The organism is Clostridioides sp. GD02367 (assembly GCF_045900275.1).
In the GTDB taxonomy this organism is placed as follows: Bacteria; Bacillota; Clostridia; order Peptostreptococcales; family Peptostreptococcaceae; genus Clostridioides; species Clostridioides difficile_A.
In genome coordinates, this window is sequence record NZ_JBJODK010000004.1 from 39,520 (window position 1) to 57,935 (window position 18,416).

At 28.5% G+C, this 18,416-nt stretch carries 22 protein-coding genes and 1 other RNA gene; 18 read left to right on the plus strand and 5 right to left on the minus strand.

Features of this window, described 5'->3' with window-relative positions; genetic code table 11:
* Positions 1–5: 5 nt before the first annotated feature.
* Entirely contained in the window at positions 6–1,010 is a 1,005-nt protein-coding gene (locus Q3223_RS06430; protein WP_054276200.1) for a nucleoid-associated protein, read from the plus strand.
* 140 nt (positions 1,011–1,150) lie between these two features.
* Here the strand turns inward: Q3223_RS06430 and acpP are convergent, their stop codons facing one another.
* Positions 1,151–1,378, minus strand: coding sequence for an acyl carrier protein (gene acpP / locus Q3223_RS06435; RefSeq protein WP_003418905.1), 228 nt, complete (start codon positions 1,376–1,378; stop codon positions 1,151–1,153).
* A gap of 171 nt (positions 1,379–1,549) precedes the next feature.
* Here acpP and Q3223_RS06440 point away from each other — a divergent pair, with 171 nt between their 5' ends.
* The 5 genes from Q3223_RS06440 (at position 1,550) to ccpA (ending at position 4,137) form a co-directional block, all read left to right on the plus strand.
* A complete protein-coding gene (locus tag Q3223_RS06440; RefSeq protein WP_054269610.1) occupies positions 1,550–1,975 on the plus strand; it encodes a hypothetical protein in 426 nt (141 codons plus the stop codon).
* Positions 1,976–2,022: 47 nt separating this feature from the next.
* Positions 2,023–2,229 (plus strand): hypothetical protein, encoded by a 207-nt coding sequence (locus Q3223_RS06445; RefSeq protein ID WP_054269611.1) that lies wholly within the window; start codon positions 2,023–2,025, stop codon positions 2,227–2,229.
* Positions 2,230–2,447: 218 nt separating this feature from the next.
* On the plus strand, positions 2,448–2,627 hold the full coding sequence (locus tag Q3223_RS06450) for a hypothetical protein (RefSeq protein WP_054269612.1): 180 nt from the start codon (positions 2,448–2,450) through the stop codon (positions 2,625–2,627).
* Positions 2,628–2,661: 34 nt separating this feature from the next.
* On the plus strand, positions 2,662–2,868 hold the full coding sequence (locus Q3223_RS06455) for a hypothetical protein (protein ID WP_054269613.1): 207 nt from the start codon (positions 2,662–2,664) through the stop codon (positions 2,866–2,868).
* A 246-nt stretch (positions 2,869–3,114) separates the two neighbouring features.
* A complete protein-coding gene (ccpA, locus tag Q3223_RS06460; protein ID WP_054269614.1) occupies positions 3,115–4,137 on the plus strand; it encodes a LacI family transcriptional regulator CcpA in 1,023 nt (340 codons plus the stop codon).
* A 121-nt stretch (positions 4,138–4,258) separates the two neighbouring features.
* Here ccpA and Q3223_RS06465 read toward each other — a convergent pair whose 3' ends face one another.
* A complete protein-coding gene (locus Q3223_RS06465; protein WP_054269615.1) occupies positions 4,259–4,657 on the minus strand; it encodes a hypothetical protein in 399 nt (132 codons plus the stop codon).
* A gap of 211 nt (positions 4,658–4,868) precedes the next feature.
* On the opposite strand from Q3223_RS06465, the gene Q3223_RS06470 reads away from it, so the two are divergent.
* From Q3223_RS06470 to cdeC, 3 genes are all read left to right on the plus strand, one after another.
* Positions 4,869–5,786, plus strand: coding sequence for a hypothetical protein (locus tag Q3223_RS06470; protein WP_284181761.1), 918 nt, complete (start codon positions 4,869–4,871; stop codon positions 5,784–5,786).
* Between the two features lie 115 nt (positions 5,787–5,901).
* A non-coding RNA gene (gene ssrS / locus Q3223_RS06475) (6S RNA) lies at positions 5,902–6,082 on the plus strand.
* 183 nt (positions 6,083–6,265) lie between these two features.
* Complete coding sequence (gene cdeC / locus Q3223_RS06480) at positions 6,266–7,483, plus strand: exosporium morphogenetic protein CdeC (protein ID WP_054269617.1); 1,218 nt, start codon at positions 6,266–6,268, stop codon at positions 7,481–7,483.
* 100 nt (positions 7,484–7,583) lie between these two features.
* Here cdeC and Q3223_RS06485 read toward each other — a convergent pair whose 3' ends face one another.
* Entirely contained in the window at positions 7,584–8,906 is a 1,323-nt protein-coding gene (locus tag Q3223_RS06485; RefSeq protein ID WP_054276203.1) for a polysaccharide biosynthesis protein, read from the minus strand.
* A 50-nt stretch (positions 8,907–8,956) separates the two neighbouring features.
* Positions 8,957–9,751 (minus strand): histidinol-phosphatase HisJ family protein, encoded by a 795-nt coding sequence (locus Q3223_RS06490; RefSeq protein ID WP_284181762.1) that lies wholly within the window; start codon positions 9,749–9,751, stop codon positions 8,957–8,959.
* Positions 9,752–9,860: 109 nt separating this feature from the next.
* Here Q3223_RS06490 and Q3223_RS06495 point away from each other — a divergent pair, with 109 nt between their 5' ends.
* From Q3223_RS06495 to Q3223_RS06535, 9 genes are all read left to right on the plus strand, one after another.
* Positions 9,861–11,306 carry a PLP-dependent aminotransferase family protein gene (locus Q3223_RS06495; RefSeq protein ID WP_407811792.1) on the plus strand — a complete coding sequence of 482 codons (1,446 nt, stop codon included), beginning with the start codon at positions 9,861–9,863 and terminating at the stop codon, positions 11,304–11,306.
* A gap of 27 nt (positions 11,307–11,333) precedes the next feature.
* Complete coding sequence (locus tag Q3223_RS06500; protein ID WP_054269620.1) at positions 11,334–11,543, plus strand: DUF896 domain-containing protein; 210 nt, start codon at positions 11,334–11,336, stop codon at positions 11,541–11,543.
* Between the two features lie 19 nt (positions 11,544–11,562).
* A complete protein-coding gene (locus Q3223_RS06505) occupies positions 11,563–12,957 on the plus strand; it encodes an aminopeptidase (RefSeq protein ID WP_219673558.1) in 1,395 nt (464 codons plus the stop codon).
* A gap of 182 nt (positions 12,958–13,139) precedes the next feature.
* The gene (locus Q3223_RS06510; protein ID WP_054269622.1) at positions 13,140–13,892 is read left to right on the plus strand and encodes a GntR family transcriptional regulator; all 753 of its coding nucleotides are present in this window, start codon (positions 13,140–13,142) and stop codon (positions 13,890–13,892) included.
* Positions 13,893–13,916: 24 nt separating this feature from the next.
* Positions 13,917–14,330 carry a PTS mannose transporter subunit IIC gene (locus Q3223_RS06515; RefSeq protein WP_167640108.1) on the plus strand — a complete coding sequence of 138 codons (414 nt, stop codon included), beginning with the start codon at positions 13,917–13,919 and terminating at the stop codon, positions 14,328–14,330.
* Between the two features lie 3 nt (positions 14,331–14,333).
* Positions 14,334–15,077 (plus strand): BtpA/SgcQ family protein, encoded by a 744-nt coding sequence (locus Q3223_RS06520; protein ID WP_054269624.1) that lies wholly within the window; start codon positions 14,334–14,336, stop codon positions 15,075–15,077.
* The gene (locus Q3223_RS06525) at positions 15,077–15,547 is read left to right on the plus strand and encodes a PTS sugar transporter subunit IIB (protein ID WP_054269625.1); all 471 of its coding nucleotides are present in this window, start codon (positions 15,077–15,079) and stop codon (positions 15,545–15,547) included. The genes Q3223_RS06520 and Q3223_RS06525 overlap by 1 nt, the downstream gene beginning before the upstream one ends.
* A 16-nt stretch (positions 15,548–15,563) precedes the next feature.
* On the plus strand, positions 15,564–16,322 hold the full coding sequence (locus Q3223_RS06530; protein ID WP_054269626.1) for a PTS sugar transporter subunit IIC: 759 nt from the start codon (positions 15,564–15,566) through the stop codon (positions 16,320–16,322).
* Positions 16,306–17,148: a PTS system mannose/fructose/sorbose family transporter subunit IID gene (locus tag Q3223_RS06535; RefSeq protein ID WP_231300523.1), complete on the plus strand. Its 843-nt coding sequence runs from the start codon at positions 16,306–16,308 to the stop codon at positions 17,146–17,148. Before Q3223_RS06530 ends, Q3223_RS06535 begins: the two co-directional genes overlap by 17 nt.
* Before the next feature lie 188 nt (positions 17,149–17,336).
* On the opposite strand, the gene Q3223_RS06540 is transcribed toward Q3223_RS06535, so the two are convergent.
* Positions 17,337–18,242 (minus strand): selenium metabolism-associated LysR family transcriptional regulator, encoded by a 906-nt coding sequence (locus Q3223_RS06540; protein WP_054269628.1) that lies wholly within the window; start codon positions 18,240–18,242, stop codon positions 17,337–17,339.
* Positions 18,243–18,416 lie beyond the last annotated feature (174 nt).

Here is an 18,416-nt window from a genome sequence, read left to right on the forward strand (position 1 = left end):
TATATATGATAATACATAAATTTATAATACATGTTTTGGATAAAAATAGTGATGTTCCAATATTAAATGATTTTGAAGGCAAGGTTAATCAAGAAGTGGATGGATTTTTTCAAAAAGCTATAAAGAGAATTGCGAAAGATGAGGATTTAAGAAAAGGTATTTTTAAAGATTATAATGATAATTTAATTAAGAATTGTTGTGAGCAAATAATATATGATGAAAGTTCTTTTTTAAAAAACTCTAAAGAAATTGCATCTTACTTGTTTGATGTTATGAAAATCAATGCTGCATTAGAATCTTGTGATTTGGCAATTTGTTTATATACTATTAAAGATGAAAAGAGTGTAGCTATATTAAAGTTGGATTATAAAAAATTGTATACTCATTCAATTGAATTTGTAGATGATAAATTCAATATTCAAATGGTTTCAAATGAAATTGGTATTCCAGAGACTCTAAGACAAAAACAAGGAGCTTTAATTAGTTTAAGTGGAATGAATGATGAGTTTCACCTAAGACTTTTAGATAAAGATGCAGAAAAAGAAGGGTCAGAATCAAAGTTTGTTACAGAATTTTTAAATGCTAAAAAAATTGATGACGATAAGTATAAGACAAAAGTGTTTAAAAACACAGCTGAAAATTGGATAACGAATGCCCTTAGTAATGATATAAAACAAGCAGAGGATGTAAGAAGTATATTAAACTATACATTAAAGGAAAAACATGAGGTTGATATAAATGACTTTGTTGATAATTCAATTAAAGATGAGGAGCTAAAGGATAGCTTCAAAGAACATATGGAGGAAAAAGGTCTTGATGAAGGTTTTAGTATAGATAAGAAATGGGTTGAGAAAAAGCTTAAAAAAAGAAGTATAAAAACAGATAATGGGTTTGATATAAAAGGAAATTTAACTGATTTTGAAGACCCAATGAAATATACTGTAAAACAAAATCAAGATGGAACCATAGATATAGTAATAAAGAATGTAACATTTTATGAAGAAAAGTAACTTTAATTTGAGTAATTTATATATGAAAATTGAATATTTTCTATAATTGTAAATAAACGTAATATAGTCTGTGTAAACTTCGATATAAATTATTATATAGAAGTTTACACAGACTATTTATATTTGTAGACAAAACAATATTATTTGTTTTCTTCGATATATTTACATATATCACCGATACATTTAAAATTCTCAGCTTCTTCGTCTGGTATTTCTATTCCAAATTCGTCTTCAAGGGCCATTATAATTTCAACAGCATCTAGTGAATCAGCTTCTAAGTCATCCATTAAAGACGCTTCCATAGTTATCTCATCTAAATTGTCTACCCCTAATTGTTCTGCTATTATTTCTTTTATTTTTTCAAACATTTTAAGCCTCCTAAAGCAGTTTTAATTAATTTTAATGTTAGTTTAATATAATATCGAGAATTTTTCAATATGGAATCCATAAAAAATAATAAAATTTTATAAAGGTAGTAATAAAGTATTATTTGATGAATAAACTTTATTGATAACAAATATAACTTAGGAGGAAATGCTATGAAATATGTAGGACTATTACTAGCATCAGTAGGAATGTTTTTACTTATAGCAGTAAATTTTTATTATAATTCAATAACTTTAGATATGCAACGTATAGAGGATTATGTAATGGAAACCAATTTAATCCTTGAAGATGTAGCTGAAAAAGAAAGCTATGTATCTAATGAAAAAGAAGATTACATATCAAGATTAATGCATGTGAAGAAAGGGATAGAAAGTTCAAAAACATCCTTCTTGATAGAAAGATATAAAGAGTACAAAGTAAAATCAATAGAAAGTTTAATTTATACTATATCAGAAGAAAAAAAAGACTATCTAGATGAAGTTGATAGATACAATAAACTGGGCGAAAAAGAAATAAATAAACTAATCAATAAAAACTTTTTAGAAGTAACTTATCTGTCTATTACTACATATATTTAATTAAAGAGACAGAACTTAGTCTCTTAATGATTCAAGGAGGATTAGTTATGACAAAATTAGAAGACAATATGGAACGTTTCTTTGGAGGATGCGAAGGTTTTTTTAGTAATAAAATGTTGATAATAATAGTTGTAGTATTCTTATTATTATGTACAGACATTTTAGAAGACTTATTATGCGATGACAATATATGGATATGGGTTATACTAATAGTATTGTTGTTATTTAACTTCGATGATGGTTGTTGTTGCTAAAAAATATTGATTATTAAATAGGCAAAGCCAGTAACTTATACAAGTTGTGGTTTTGCCTTTTTTAGTTTAGATTATAAGATGAATGTACAAACCTTACTTTTTTAGGATGAGAAAAAATTAAAAAAATAATGAAAATACATTAGCAAAATGGAAACCAAATGCATAGTATATGTTAGGAGCGAAAAGCTCAACAAAATATCAACAGGAGGTAACGTGGAATGTTAGATAGATTCTTTGGAGAAGAAGGATGTTTTGGTGGAGGAGGATGGTGGATAATAGTACTATTCTTCCTATTCTTAGCTTTTGGAGAAAGCTGGGCAGAATTTGACATAATGGCATGGATACCATTCCTAATAGTTTTATTAATACTTTGCTGCTGTGGTGGATGCTTAGAGTAAAGATAGTAGTTACTAAAAAAAGGAGGGCTTTGTTATGTTAGATAGATTTTTTGGAGAAGAAGGATGCTTTGGTGGAGGAGGATGGTGGATAATAGTACTATTCTTCCTATTCTTAGCTTTTGAAGATTGCTGGAGAGATATTGACATAATGTCATGGATACCTTTCTTAATACTATTATTAATAACTTGTTCATGTGGTGGATTCTTTGATGGTGATGGAGGCTGTGGCTGCGGTTGCTAATACTAATATCATTAAAGTGGAAAAATGCTGGTATAAAATACCAGCATTTTTTTATTTTGTTTTTTAATATGATTTAAATTAATAATGAATATTATTAAATTTGTTGAATATAGGGTATAATATAAAATATAATGTATTTAAATGTACTTGCTTTTATGGTAAAATAAAAACTTATATAAATATAGTTAAAATAGGAACCTTCATAAATTTGGTTCAGTTTTAGATAAATTTAGTAAAATAAGGAGGATGAAGATGAAAGGCAATATAACGATAAAAGATGTTGCTAAACAAGCAGGCGTGTCAATATCTACAGTATCTAGAGTTATAAATGATTCAAAACCTGTGACTGATGAAGTCAAACAAAAAGTTTTAGAGGTTATAAAAGAAACTGGATATATACCAAATCCGCTTGCGAGAAGTTTAGTAACTAAGAAGAGTCAATTAATAGGGGTAATAGTTCCAGAAGTTTCAGATTCTTTTGTTAATGAGGTATTAAATGGGATAGAGGAAGTTGCTAAAATGTATGATTATGACATCCTTTTAGCTAATACATACTCTGATAAAGAACAAGAACTTAAGAGTATAAATCTATTGAGAGCAAAACAAGTGGAAGGTATAGTTATGATTTCATGGGTGGTTGAACAAGAACACATCAACTATATACAAAATTGTGGTATACCAGCAACATATATAAGTAAAACTGCTAGAGATTATGATATATATACAGTAAGTACTAGTAATAAAGAGGCTACTTTTGATATGACAGAACATCTTATAAAGAAAGGTCATGAAAAGATAGCTTTTATAATGACAAGTAAAGATGATACTGTTTTAGAGATGGAGAGACTCTCAGGTTATGAGAAAGCACTTTCAAATAACAACATAGAATTAGACCAGAGTTTAATTAAATATGGTGGAACTGATTATGAAAGTGGATACAACAGTATGAAAGAATTATTAGATGATGGAATAATACCTCACGCAGCTTTTGTAACAGGTGATGAGGCCGCTATAGGTGCTATAAATGCTATCTGTGATGCTGGATATAAAGTTCCAGAAGATATATCAGTTGCAGGATTTAATGATGTTAAGATAGCTAAAATGTATAGACCTAAACTTACTACAGTATATCAACCTTTATATGATATGGGAGCAGTAGCAATAAGAATGGTTATAAAATTAATAAATAAAGAAATAATTGAAAATAAAAAAATAGAATTACCTTATAGAATTGTTGATAGAGAAAGTGTTATAGAAAGAAAAAAATAAAACTATTAAAGTAAATCAGGTAGCGCTTAAAGCACTACCTGATTTTTTATGTCAATAATATTAAATTTAAGAATAGTTTAAAAAAATAATTGTTTTAATATCTAAATGGTTTACTTTTTATTTATTCATGAGGATTGGATTTCTTAGTTTTCTTAAATAAACCTTTAGATTTTTTTTGTTGACCATTTGGTGTATTTTTTGGTGCAGGTGAACTTGGTTTACCTTTAGTAGGTTTAGTTTTCTTAGTCTTAGTTGCCTTAGTATCTCTTTGAGTTTCTGCATCTGAGATTTTTTCCATTATATTGTCTAATTTTTTACGTTGATTTTCATCTAAAAATGCTTTGAATTTTGATACTACTTCATCTCTTCCATCCAAGTTTTTACCTATCTTTATAAGTTCCTCCATAAGTTCGTTTTCTGACTTTCCTTTGTAATTATCAGCAATCTTTTCTATCTTATCCTTGTCAATATTTTTTTGCTTAGCCATTTTTTCTAATGACTCTGTATCTAATTTTTTCATAAAAAAACCCCTTTCTATAAATATATATTGAATTATATTCATACTATTTATATATAGAAATAATATTGAAGTGGTGAATTGTGAGTGATATATAATATAAATAAAAATTCTTATAGATAATATATATGCACTGAGCTTTAAAAATGGAACATTAAAATATGAAAAACATACTTTAATATAGGGCAATTATATAATATAAGGGGGAATTGTCTTGAATAATTTACTATTTTTGATTGGAGTGATTGCATTGAGTAATGGTAATATCTCTATATTTGATGATAAAAATAAATCAAAAGGAAATAATAGAGTTAGAAAAAACAAAAAAAATGCAAATGATAAACTATCACAATCTACACATGGAAATTTAAGGTTTGATGCAAATGATATAAAAAGAGGTTTAAGGCTTATGGATTTGAGTGAAGAAGATTTAGAAATGGGAATGGAAATAATAACTAGAACTAAAAAATACATGTCAAGAGATGAAAGAAAAATACTAATAAAAATAGAAAGTGTTTTAGACTTAGTTAGAGGCATAAAAAAATTAAATAATATAGATTTAGTAGATACAGAAGATGAGACAGATTTTTTCAGAAAAATGGATAGTGATGATAAAAAGAATATGATGATAAAAGAAATTATAGATGTATTCCCAGAAAAGAGAAAAAATTCAGTTGAAAAAGCTATAGGAATGAAAAAGAAAATAGACTTATTTGCAGAATTATTTTTGCCAGATGACTTTGGAGAAGGTGGATTCAGTCTAAGTTCTTTGGCAAATATAAATAATCTAGGAAGCATGAGTAATCTTAAATTGCTTGGTAGCCTTTTAAGAGGTGATGATAATAATGAAGATGAAGATAACAATGAAGAATTAGATTATGAGGATGAGGAATCAGATTATGAAGATGAAGAAGATTGTGAGGACGATGAATCAAACTATGATGAAGAGCTAATAGACGAAAATGAAATATATGATGAAGAATTAATTGAAGGTGAGGAAACATACTCTGAAGGTGTCGAAAATGATGAAGATATAGTGCATGATGAAGAATTATATAATGTAAATGAGCAAAAATCTGAGCGTAATTATAATGAAAAAAATACTAAGAATAGAACTAAGAGAAAGAGATAATTTAACTAACTACATAAAGAGAAAAGGAAGAAAAAGTAAGACTAGAATAAGTTTATCTTAATTACTATATAAAACCACTTTAAAAAATTCGAAATTTATTATATAATAATAGTATGAAATCCTGAAACATACGATAAGGCTTTTTTAAATTCAACCTACAAATGAAATACGGGAGACCGTGTCTAGTAAATTATAACATGCCTGTTTAGTTTGGACGTTAAAAGTTACTGGCAAGTCACCCACCTGGGAGTGCCTAGGGTGTGAATTTACTTAGCCACCGGTGTTTCGGGACAAAAAAAGTGCTACTATTTCAAATAGTAGTACTTTTTTTATTAAAATGCATTTTTCTACTAAATATATCTAATTATTGATAAATTTAAAAAGCAAAGTAACAATTAAGTTTATAAGAGCATAGTATTAATTAGGCTTCAAAAAGCCGAAGACTTAATTACAATAGCTTACAGGGAGGGCAATGAAAAATGCAAGATTATAAAAAAAATAAAAGAAGAATGATAAATCAGCCAATGCCTACAATTAGTGAGGAAGAAGTGTATACAGAGGAAATGAGTTCAGAAGATATGAGAGGATTTAAAAAATCTCATCATCACAATAATGGATGTAATAATGATAATAAGTGTGAATGTCATGATGATTGCAAACCTAATCCATGCAATCCATGCAAACCTAACCCATGCAATCCATGCAAACCTAATCCATGTGATGACCATTGTGAATGCCATGACCATTGTAAATGTGATTGTGAACCATGCCAAATGGATTCTGATGAATGTTTTGAAAACAAATGTGGACCAGATTGCTGTAATCCTATATCACCAAAAAACTTCTCTGTATCAAATGCAGTGCCATTTGCAATAGAGGCTAGTAGAATATTTGATACTATGCAATTCCAAACATTTACAGATGCAACTGGACCAAATGGAGAGCCATTAACTTTTGAAACAGAAGTAGTAGAAGTATTTGGTTCAGTTCCAAGTGCAGGTCAAGCAAGTGTAACTATAGAAAAAATATGCTTAAGTAATGATGGAATAGTTATAGACACAGGAATGACAACTTTAGAAGATTTCGATTTAGACCCATTAGGAGATATAGTAGGAAGAAATTGTGAAACAACTTTTGAATTTGCAGTATGTGGTGAAAGAAACGCTGAATGTTGTAGACAAGGAAAAGGCAAATCAGTAGCTTATAAACAAAGAGGATTAACTGTAGCAGTTCGTAATTTAGTATTAGAGCTAAGAGGTAGATGTGGATGTACAGAATTCGTTGCATTAGCTTTCCCAGCAGTCAGAGCAGGAGGTGGATGTAAGAGAAGAGTTGATTATGTAGAATTTACTTTTAACACACTTTCAGCACCAATATGCTTACCAGCTGACGGAAGAGCTGTTACTCTAAGACAAGAATATCAAACTAACTTAACTGTAGATTGTATAGGAAAATCTATATTAAAATTAGAATGTAACGAATGTTGTGAACCTTTCTATGAATTAATAATACCAAATGATATAGATTTAGTACTTTGCTTACAAGAAACAGTTAGCACATTAATAAGTGAACAAATAGTAGTTTTAGCATCACCAAATCCAATCCAACCAAGACTTGTTGATACTTTCTCTAAAGTATGTGATTTTTCGCAATGTGGACCTCATCATGGAAGTGGAAAGCCTAGTTGCCACAGATAGATAGGTAGATATATAGACAGTTTAAATTATAAATAAAAATCATCTTAAGGAAGGCTACCAATGTAAATTATTTACTTTGGTAGCCTTCACGTTTTTATAACTAGTGTATAGATTTTAGTGATTTAAAAAGTACTATAGTATGTAATAGACAAGTGAATATTGATACTATTGTCATTGTGTATATGTATGCATAGATATTAAGTCCAGGTATAGGAAGAAATACGTATAGAGCCACAAGTTGAATTAACATACCAGTTATAGTATTTATACTTGAAGCCAACTCTTTTCTTATTGAATGTAAAATGCCAGACAGAGTTTGGTTTAATGACATAAATAGTGGAACTAAAAACATAGCTTTTAAATATTCTCCAGCAAGTTTATTTTTAAATACTAGTACACACAAATCTTTTCCAAAGAAATAAAAAAATATTGATGATAGTATACCTACAAACAAAGTTAGAAGTACAGAGTATTTGATTTTTTTCAATACACTCTTACGTTTTCTTAAAGCCATTTCTTGAGATATAGTAGGTATCAAGTTTACAATAAGTGCTGAACCAACAGTAAAAGGCAAAAATATAAAAGGCATTACCATTCCACTGACAACACCATACATACTTAATGACTGCTGATAAGTCATTCCTGATAATGCTAATCTTGATGGTATCATCATAGAGCTGATAGACTGTAAAAGTATGTTTGACATTCTATTGCAAGTTATGGGAATGGACATTTTTAATGTTTCCATTGAAGAATTATAAAAATCTTTAATACTTATAATATACCTATTGTCAAATGATGAATCTCTCCATAAGCAAATAAGCATGAATATAATATTACTCAATTCACCAATCGATATACCTAATAGGGCAATATAACAATTCATAGATTTATTATTTATGTACATAACCAGTAAAAAAACGAATAGAATTTTACCAATTTGTTCAATAATTTGTCCAATAGCAGGGATTTTTACATTCTTTATACCATAATAATATCCTCTTAGTACATTTGAAAGAGTTATTATAACTATCGCAGGACAAACTGCTAGTATAAATAGATTTAATTTGGCATCTTTTAAAAACTTAAGTGATAAAAAAGAACTATTAAAGGATGCAACTATAGATATAACTAGCGCTACGAAAAATGATATATATAAAGTTGATATAAATAAAGCATTAGTGTTGTGTCTATCGTTTAAAGCTTTTCTCTTTGCGACTAAACAACTAAGTGCAGTAGGTATGCCTGTTGTTGTAACAGCTAAGCAAATCATTAAAAAGTTAAAAATCATATGGTAAATACCTAGACCTGTTTCGCCTAAAGCCCTTGATAAGAATATTTTATATAAAAAGCCAAATATCCTTACAATAAAATTAGATATAAATAGAATAACTGTTGATAGTACTAAATAAGGTACTTTCAAAAAAATCACCTCCTTATCTTTTAAATATATTCACAAGGAGGCGTAAAAATTTATAATTTTATAAATTCTGGTTTCAATTTATTAAATTTAGATACATATTTAAAGCCCATGTTTTTTAGCAGTGTATATATGTAATCGAATTCATAGGCAATTTGACTTACATGATGTGAATCTGAACCTGTAGTTATGATTTCTCCTCCTAAGTCTTTATACATTTGAAGGATATATCTAGATGGAGTCAAATCTGGAAGGTTATATCTGTAGCAAGATGTATTTATCTCAATACCTTTACCATCATAAATAGCTTGTTTAAGAATTTCCTCAATTATATCAGAAAACAATCTATCATCTAAAATAGTATCATAAGGAGCATATCTTTTAATTAAATCTAAGTGACCTAAAATAGAGTAATCCTTGTAATTTTTAACAATATTATATAAGTAAAGGTAGTAATTTTCATAAACTTCATGCTGAGTTTTATCTTTAAAATAGTTACCAAGATATAAGTCCATTGTATCTATAGCATGGATAGAACATATTATAAAGTCTAATGGATATTGATTAGCTTCTTTTCTATAGGTATCTATTAATTGAGTCTGAACTCCAAACTCAATTCCCTTTTTTATTGATATTTTATCCTTATATTTATTTTGAAGAGTTTCTAGACTTTTAAAATAATCTTCATAGACAATTGAGAAAGAATCATCAGCATAAACATCATAATCAACATGGTCTGTGAAACAAATTTCATTTAAACCAAGTTCAATAGATTTTTTTATCATTTCTTCCATTGTAGATTTTCCATCAGTAGAGAAACTTGAGTGCATGTGATAGTCGTAAAACATAAATATTTCCCCTTTTTATAAAAATTTTGGTATTATATATACATACTAAATAATATCAAATATATGGGAAAGCATCAATAAAATATAAATACAATGAGCGGTGATAAATGTGGAAAAATACAGAATAGATTTAAGTGAAAAGAAGTTAACTAAATATATACAGATATTTAATCATATAAAAGAATTGATAATAGATAAAGAGCTAGTTGAACATGAAAAATTGCCTCCAATAAGAAAACTATCAGAATTTCTACAAGTAAATAATACTACTATAGTTAAAGTATATGAGCTTTTAGAGAATGAAGGGTATGTATATAAAATTGTAGGTAGTGGAACATTCGTGTCAAGTTCAAATTCTTATAAAAGTGGTGTAGACAACAGAAAAAATAAAAATATTGTACAAAGAGAGGATTTAATTCATTTTGACAATGGAAATCCATCTAATGATATGTTTCCTATTGATTCATTTAAAAATGCTATAAATATGGCATTATCTAAAGATGGCAGTTCGATATTTGATTATGATGAAGGTCTTGGCTCTGAAGAATTAAGAGAAAAGATGGTAGAGTATCTAAGTGATGGAAGTATAAAAACGACTAAAGAAAATATTCAAATAATATCAGGTGCTCAACAGGGTATAGACATAGTTTGTAAAGGGCTTATAAGTTATTCAGATGTTGTCTTTATGGAAGAACCTTCTTATAATGGAGCGATTGAAGTGTTCAAAAGTAGAGGTGCAAAAATAATATCTATACCTATGTTAGATGATGGAATTGATATAGGTATTTTAAAATTAAAATTGGAAAAAATAAAACCAAGACTTATATATATTATGCCTAATTTCCAAAATCCAACAGGAATATCTTATTCAACATATAAAAAAAAGAAGTTAATAGAACTGGCAGAAGAACATGATTTTTATATAATTGAAGATGATTTTATAAGTGATTTTACATTTGAATCAAAAGACAATAGGACAGTTAGAAGTTATGATGATAAAAATAGAGTGGTGTATATAAAGAGTTTTTCAAAAATACTTATGCCAGGTCTTAGGATAGGAATTGTAGAAATGCCAAATGAACTGCTAAAAAAAGTTTTATGGGCTAAATACTCTTCAGATATATCAACACCAGGTCTTATTCAAAAATCAATGTATTACTATATGGAGAATTTTGATTGGAAAATTTATTTAAGCCATATAGAGAAGATATATACTGATAAGTACAAATTGGCAAAAAGCTTGATTAATAATAAATTGAGTGGTAAATTAAAAGTTAGAAAATCTTGTGGAGGAATAAACTTTTTTTTAGAATTACCAAGAGGATATACATCCCAAGCATTTACAAGCTTTATGTTGAATAAGGGAGTGTCTATGCTTCCAGGAACTTATTTTTTTGACAATTTAGTAGATGATAGATTTTTTAGGATAAACATAGCTCGTCCAAGCATGGAAGAGTTAGAAAAAGGAATAACCATAATCAGTGATAATATAGATGAATTTTTTTGTGAATATAAAAACAAGTTAGAGATAAAAAGCAATAAATTATTTTATTAAATAAATAGAAGTCTTTAGGAGGAAAACATGTTTGACAAAAAGAAATTAGATAGGATTAATGAATTAGCAAAAAAAAATAAAGAGGGAGTTCTTTCAGATGATGAAATCAAAGAAAGAGAACTTTTAAGAAAGGAATACTTAGAAAATTTTAGGGCACACTTTAAATCAAGACTTGACAGTGTCAAGGTGGTTTCACCAGAGGAATATGAACAATATATGAAAAATAATAAAAATTAAAACTTAATAGGAGGAAAACATGAACTTAAAGCATGAATTTAAGAATGCATGGGATGTTGAAAGAAAAGAAAATGCTATTGAACAAGTTATGCAATATTCTCGCAATTATATGGATTTTTTAAGTAAATCAAAAACTGAAAGAATTTCAGTAAAAGAAATTATAAAATTAGCTAAAGAAAATAATTACATTTCAATAGATGAAGCTATGGAAAAAGGAAGTATAGGTAGTGGTGACAAAATTTATGTTATAAATAAAGACAAGGCAGTAGCACTTTTTGTAATAGGCAAAAATTATATAGAAAAAGGTATGAAAATTATAGGAAGTCATATAGATGCTCCAAGATTGGATTTAAAACCAAATCCACTATATCAAGAAGGAAATCTAGGTTTTTTTAAAACTCATTATTATGGAGGAATAAAAAAATATCAATGGACAGCTATTCCTCTTGCTTTACATGGTATAGTTATATTAAATGATGGAACGAAAGTTGACATATCTGTTGGAGAAGAAGAAAGTGACCCAGTATTTTGTGTAACTGATTTATTAGTTCATTTAGCTGGAGACCAAATGCAAAAGAAACTATCAGAAGGAATTAGTGGTGAAGCTTTAAATATATTAATTGGTAATATGCCTTTAAATGATGAAGAAAAAGAGCCTATAACAGCAAATATACTAAAGCTTTTAAATGAGAAGTATAGTATAGTTGAAGAAGACTTATTAAGTGCTGAAATTGAAGTAGTTCCAGCTGGGAAAGCTAGAGATTTAGGTTTTGATAGGTCAATGGTATTAGGGTATGGTCATGATGATAGGGTATGTTCATATGCTGCTGTGAAGGCCATATTAGAAACTGAACAACCAGAATTTACATCAGTTACATTATGTGTGGATAAAGAAGAAGTTGGTTCTCAAGGAAATACAGGTATGCACTCAAAGTTTTTTGAAAATACTGTGGCTGAATTAATTTCTTTGGAAGGTGATTACTGTGATATTAAAGTAAGAAGAGCTCTAGCAAACAGTAAGGTTTTATCAGCTGATGTCTCTGCTGGATATGATCCAAATTTTAGAGATGCATATGAAAAGAGAAATTCCGCATATATGGGAAATGGGATAGTTTTAAATAAGTATACTGGTTCAAGAGGTAAAGGCGGATGCAATGATGCAAATGCAGAATTTATGTCAGAAGTAAGAAGAATTTTTAATGAAGGAAATGTAGTATGGCAAACTGCTGAACTTGGAAAAGTTGACCAGGGAGGCGGTGGAACTATAGCCTATATATTGGCAAATCAAGGTGCAGAGGTTATAGATTGTGGTGTTGGAGTTCTAAATATGCATGCACCATATGAGATTGTTTCTAAGGTAGATATATATGAGATGTACAAGGGATATAAAGCATTTTTTAATATCAATTTGTAAATAAATATAAGAATAATAAGTGAATAAAGGCTGTTGTATAAACAATTTTAAATTGTTATACAATGGTCTTATTTTTTTGTAAAATAATAAAATAAATTGACAACGATTTCATCTTGTTATAATATGTAATAAAGAACTTGTTATATAATGTTATAAAAATGTTACATAGGGAGGTGAACAAAATGGATGAAAAGAAACAAAGAAAAGAGATGGATTTAGAAGTAAATTCATTTGTTCCTTTATATCAACAGCTGTATGACAACATAAAAAAACAAATAGCATCTGGTATATATAAGCCAGGAGATAAACTTCCATCTGAAGGAGACTTATGCAAAGAATTTAATATAAGTCGTATAACTGTGAGAAATGCACTGAATGAACTTGTGAAAGAAGATATACTGTGTAAAAAACGTGGTAAAGGAACGTATGTAACGATACCAGAGAGAATAGAAGCTACATGTGCAGGAAATAGTTTTACTAATTCTTGTCATCGTATTAATGCAAAACCAAGTACACAAATAATATCTGTTTTAATAAAAAAAGCTGATAAACAAGTTGCTGAGGCTTTAAGTATTGAGTTAGAAGAGAAGGTAATATGTATTAAAAGACTTCGATTAATAGATGAAGTACCTGTTATCTTTGAAGTTGATTATTTTAGGATAGATTATATGTTTTTATTAAAAGAAGAATTAGAAGATAAATCTTTAATGGAAGTTATATCTAATAATATAAGTACATTACCTAAGCGTGTGGAAAATATATTTGAAGTAAAACATTCAAACAAAGAATATTCCAACCATCTTAAGTGTGCAAGTAATATGCCATTATTGAAAGTAAGACAATCAGTGTATACAGAGAATAATGATGTTTTATATTATAATGAACAATTTATAAGAAGTGACAAGTATAAATATGCAGTATCAGCAGAAATATAGTCTATATTTAGTAGGAGGACAGATATGAGAAAAATAATATTAGCATCTCATGGAGAATTTTCAAAGGGTCTTTTAGATTCAGTAAAAATGATAGTAGGAGATTTAGCAAATTGTGTTAGTTCATATAGTTTGTATCCTGGGCAAAGTGCTTCAGATTTTGCCTTAGAATTAGAAAAAATAATATTAGAAGATAAAGAATGTGAATACATAATTTTATCTGATTTATATGGTGCGAGTGTATGCACTGCAATGTTGAGATTAACTAACTTACATAATGTTAATTTATTCTCTGGAATGAACTTGAATATGGTATTAGAACTTCTTACAAGATTTTCTGATAAATTGACAACTAAAGATGTAGAAGAATTAGTGAAAGAATCTAGAATGGGAATACAAAGTGTGACATTACAAATTAAAGAAGAAGAAGAGGTATTTTAATTTATGGAAAAAAAAGGAATATTATCAGTATTTAAAAATAAGAAGCCGATTATAGCAATGATACATTTAAAAGGAGATACTCCAGAAGATATCTTTGAAAGAGCTAAAAAAGAAATCACAATCTTAGAGGAAAATGGTGTAGATGGAATAATGTTAGAAAACTACTATGGCAATTACTATGATTTAGAAAGAATACTTGAGTATGTATCAAACGCTGATTTGTCAATCCCATATGGAGTAAACTGTTTAAATGTTGATACTATGGGATTTGAACTGGCAACAAAATACAATGCAAATTATATACAAGTTGATTCTGTAGTAGGCCATGTTAAACCTAGAGACGAGGCAACATTAGAAGAATTTTTTAAATTACAACGTTCAAAGTGTCCAGCTTATTTAATTGGGGGAGTTCGATTTAAATATCAACCAGTATTATCGGAAAAAACAGTTGAAGAAGATTTAAAAATAGGTATGACAAGATGTGATGCCATAGCAGTTACAGAGAATGCTACAGGACAAGAAACATCAATGGAAAAGATAGAGTTATTCCGTAAAAACTTAGGGGATTTCCCATTAGTTATAGCTGCTGGAGTTACTTTAGAAAATGCAAAAAAACAACTTGAATTAGGAGATATGGCAATAATAGGAAGTTACTTTAAAGATAATTACAAGGATTTTGGAGATGTTAGTGTAGAACACGTGAAAACATTCATGGATGAAATAAAAAAAATTAGGGAGGAAATATAATGATTAAATTAGTAAGAGTAGACCACAGACTTATACATGGGCAAGTAGCATTTACATGGACAAAATTTTTAAGTACAGATTGCATATTGATAGCAAGTGATGAGCTATTAAAGGATGAATTAAGAATGGCAGGACTTAGAATGGCAAAACCATCTAATGTTAAACTTGTAATGAAGAATATAGAAGATTCTATAAAAGCACTCAATTCAGGAGTTACTGATAAATACAATTTATTGATACTTTGTGAATCTGTAGAAGATGTTTATAAGCTAGCCAAAGAAGTAAAAGCCATTAAATCTATAAACCTTGGTGGAACAAAATCAGATGATAATCGTGAAAATATATCTAAAGCAGTGCATGTGTCAAAAGAGGATATAAATATGATTAAAGAATTAGATTCAGAAGGCGTAAATGTATTTGTACAATTGGTTCCTGATGATGATGCTACAAATGTAATGAAATTAATATAATTTTAGGGGGATGAAAATGGAATTTACACAAGTTATTCTGATAACTCTAATTGCATTCTTTGCATATATGCATTGTTTTGTAGGTTCTACAATGCATAATAGACCGATAGTTGTTGCGCCACTTGTTGGTTTAGCACTAGGTAATCTACATACAGGTATAGTAATAGGTTCAACATTAGAGCTAGTATTTATGGGTGCATTTCCAGTTGGAGCAAGTAACCCTCCTGACTTTGTATCTGGTTCTATTATTGCCACAGCATTTGTAATATTAACTGGTCAGGATGTGTCAGCAGCAGTTGTACTTGCAGTTCCTATAGCGACTTTAGTATTGCTTATAGACAACTTCTTAATGACAGTAGTACTTACATGGGGAGCTCATATTGCTGACCGTTATGCAGAAGAGGGTAATATTGAAGGTGTAGAGCGTGTGCAATTATTATTTGGTATAGGAAATAAATTAATATTAGCAATAATAGTAGGTATAGGATTCTCATTAGGTGTTCCAGTAATAGAAAAAATACTTTCATTTATACCATCATATGTAACTCATGGAATGGATGTTGCAGCAGGTGTTATACCAGCAATAGGTTTTGCTATGTTAGCTAGAATGATGCTTAATAAGAAAACAGTAGCATTTTTATTATTAGGATTTATATTGGTTGCTTATCTAAATATAACAGTAACAGGAGTTGCATTATTTGGATTAGCAATAGCTTTAATATATGTTAACTTTGTAGGAGAGAAGGAGGTAGTAGTAGATGACAACGAATTCTAAGAAATTGGAGACAATTTCACCAGACAGTAAAATAACGAAGAAAGACTTTTGGAAATGTTTTAGAAGGTCTTTAACATTAGATTCATCTTGGAACTATGAACGTATGCAAAATATAGCATATGCATATATGATGGCACCAATAATTCGTAGAGTATATAAAGATGATAAAGAAAAAAAATCGAAGGCTTTAAAAAGACACCTTGAATTCATGTCAGTTACTCCTCATATAAGTACTCTTTTGGTAGGTATATCTGGAGCTATGGAAGAAGAAAATGCAAAAAATGAAGAGTTTGATGCAAATAGTATAAATGCTGTTAAGTCAAGTTTAATGGGACCAATTTCTGGAATAGGAGATTCATTTTTCTGGGGGACATTGAAGCTTATAGCAGCTGGAGTTGGTATAGCTTTAGCTTCACAGGGAAATATAATGGGACCAATTCTATTTCTTTTAATAATAAACATTCCTCATTTTATCATTCGTTATATATGTTTAGATAAAGGATTTAAGTATGGAACTCAATTTTTTAAAGATGTAAGTGGTTCAAATATAGTTTCAAAAGTTATGGAAGCAGCTTCAATGTTAGGGCTTATGGTAATTGGAGGAATGACTGCCTCTAATGTAATGTTAAAGCTCAGTGTTAATGTAGGTAGTGGAGAGTGGGCAGAGCCCATTCAAACTTATTTAGACCAAATAATGCCATGTATGCTTCCAGCTATGATATTTGGTATTATGTATTGGTTATTAGGAAAAAAAGTCAAGACAACTACAATATTAATTTCTGTTATAATTATTTGTATAGTGCTAGCTGCTATTGGAATAGTATAAGCAGAATTAAGGATATGATTTCTAAAGTATTAAAAAAATCCCAAGTTCATTTGAACGAGGGCTTTTTTTTACTAAATTAACTAGAAAGAAAATTTTTATATAGTAATTTATGACTATTCATGTGACAATTACGGTTATTTTATTCATTAGTTATATAGTATAGAATTAAGTATCTTATATTATAATTATTATATTATGATTTCAAAGTACTCACATAATCTGTTTAAGAATTTATCTTCCAATGGAGAAAAAGTTTTCTTTTTAGAATAAATAAAGAAAAATTTTCTAGTAAAATCAACATTTTTTATTTTATAACATTTAATTTTACCTGCATTTAGATAATCAATAGCTGATATATAAGATATAAAAGAGACACCAAGACCCAGTCTAACCATTTCTTTAATAGCTTCATTTGATTCCACATGTGCTATTATATTTAATTTATTTACAGGAAAGTTATTTTTGCTAAGTGTGTTTAGTATTAAATTTCTAGTACCAGAGCCTTCCTTTCTCATAATAAAATTTAAGTAAGCCAATTCTTCTATATCAATTTTATTATCTTTATTATCAATTTTAAAATCTGAAGGAGTGATAAGAACAAGCTCATCATCTAATAAGTCTAGGTATTCTATTTGAGGATTGTTAACTTTAGAACCAACCAATCCAAAGCTTATTCTTTCATTTAAAATTTCTGATATAGCATATTGAGAATCATAATGGCTTATGGAAAATTTTACGTCTGGGTAACTCATGGAAAAACTCTTCATAAAATCAGGTAAAATATAGGTTTCAGGTATAGAACTACATGCAATATCTATAATACCTTCTATTTTTCCTGAATATTCTTTTATATCATAAATTGCACGTTTACAGTTGTTTAATATATATATAGCATGTTCATAAAGAATTTCACCAGATTTTGTGAGTGTAATCACTTTGTTACTTCTATTTATAAGTACAGTTTCTAACTCTCTCTCTAAATTTTGTATATGTGCACTTACAGTAGGTTGAGTTAAAAAAAGTTCTCTTGCAGCTTTTGAAAAACTTTGATGTTTTGCAACAGCAACAAATACTTCAAGTTGTTTAAAATCCATTATTTAATCCTCCTTAAATTATCTAAAACTATTATAACATATTTGATAAATTAATAGTCAAAGGTGATTTTTAAAATAGAAAACCTTAAAATATTCATGGAGTTTTTGATTGTTTAGGAATAATTTGGTATAATGTTATAAGGATATTTACCTTTAAAATATCGTAAATTGAAT

Coding starts and splice junctions, on each gene's coding strand:
- Q3223_RS06430 (WP_054276200.1), top strand. CDS start 6: ATGATAATACATAAATTTATAATACATGTTTTGGATAAAAATAGTGAT.
- acpP (WP_003418905.1), bottom strand. CDS start 1,378: ATGTTTGAAAAAATAAAAGAAATAATAGCAGAACAATTAGGGGTAGAC.
- Q3223_RS06440 (WP_054269610.1), top strand. CDS start 1,550: ATGAAATATGTAGGACTATTACTAGCATCAGTAGGAATGTTTTTACTT.
- Q3223_RS06445 (WP_054269611.1), top strand. CDS start 2,023: ATGACAAAATTAGAAGACAATATGGAACGTTTCTTTGGAGGATGCGAA.
- Q3223_RS06450 (WP_054269612.1), top strand. CDS start 2,448: ATGTTAGATAGATTCTTTGGAGAAGAAGGATGTTTTGGTGGAGGAGGA.
- Q3223_RS06455 (WP_054269613.1), top strand. CDS start 2,662: ATGTTAGATAGATTTTTTGGAGAAGAAGGATGCTTTGGTGGAGGAGGA.
- ccpA (WP_054269614.1), top strand. CDS start 3,115: ATGAAGATGAAAGGCAATATAACGATAAAAGATGTTGCTAAACAAGCA.
- Q3223_RS06465 (WP_054269615.1), bottom strand. CDS start 4,657: ATGAAAAAATTAGATACAGAGTCATTAGAAAAAATGGCTAAGCAAAAA.
- cdeC (WP_054269617.1), top strand. CDS start 6,266: ATGCAAGATTATAAAAAAAATAAAAGAAGAATGATAAATCAGCCAATG.
- Q3223_RS06490 (WP_284181762.1), bottom strand. CDS start 9,751: ATGTTTTACGACTATCACATGCACTCAAGTTTCTCTACTGATGGAAAA.
- Q3223_RS06500 (WP_054269620.1), top strand. CDS start 11,334: ATGTTTGACAAAAAGAAATTAGATAGGATTAATGAATTAGCAAAAAAA.
- Q3223_RS06505 (WP_219673558.1), top strand. CDS start 11,563: ATGAACTTAAAGCATGAATTTAAGAATGCATGGGATGTTGAAAGAAAA.
- Q3223_RS06510 (WP_054269622.1), top strand. CDS start 13,140: ATGGATGAAAAGAAACAAAGAAAAGAGATGGATTTAGAAGTAAATTCA.
- Q3223_RS06515 (WP_167640108.1), top strand. CDS start 13,917: ATGAGAAAAATAATATTAGCATCTCATGGAGAATTTTCAAAGGGTCTT.
- Q3223_RS06520 (WP_054269624.1), top strand. CDS start 14,334: ATGGAAAAAAAAGGAATATTATCAGTATTTAAAAATAAGAAGCCGATT.
- Q3223_RS06525 (WP_054269625.1), top strand. CDS start 15,077: ATGATTAAATTAGTAAGAGTAGACCACAGACTTATACATGGGCAAGTA.
- Q3223_RS06530 (WP_054269626.1), top strand. CDS start 15,564: ATGGAATTTACACAAGTTATTCTGATAACTCTAATTGCATTCTTTGCA.
- Q3223_RS06535 (WP_231300523.1), top strand. CDS start 16,306: ATGACAACGAATTCTAAGAAATTGGAGACAATTTCACCAGACAGTAAA.
- Q3223_RS06540 (WP_054269628.1), bottom strand. CDS start 18,242: ATGGATTTTAAACAACTTGAAGTATTTGTTGCTGTTGCAAAACATCAA.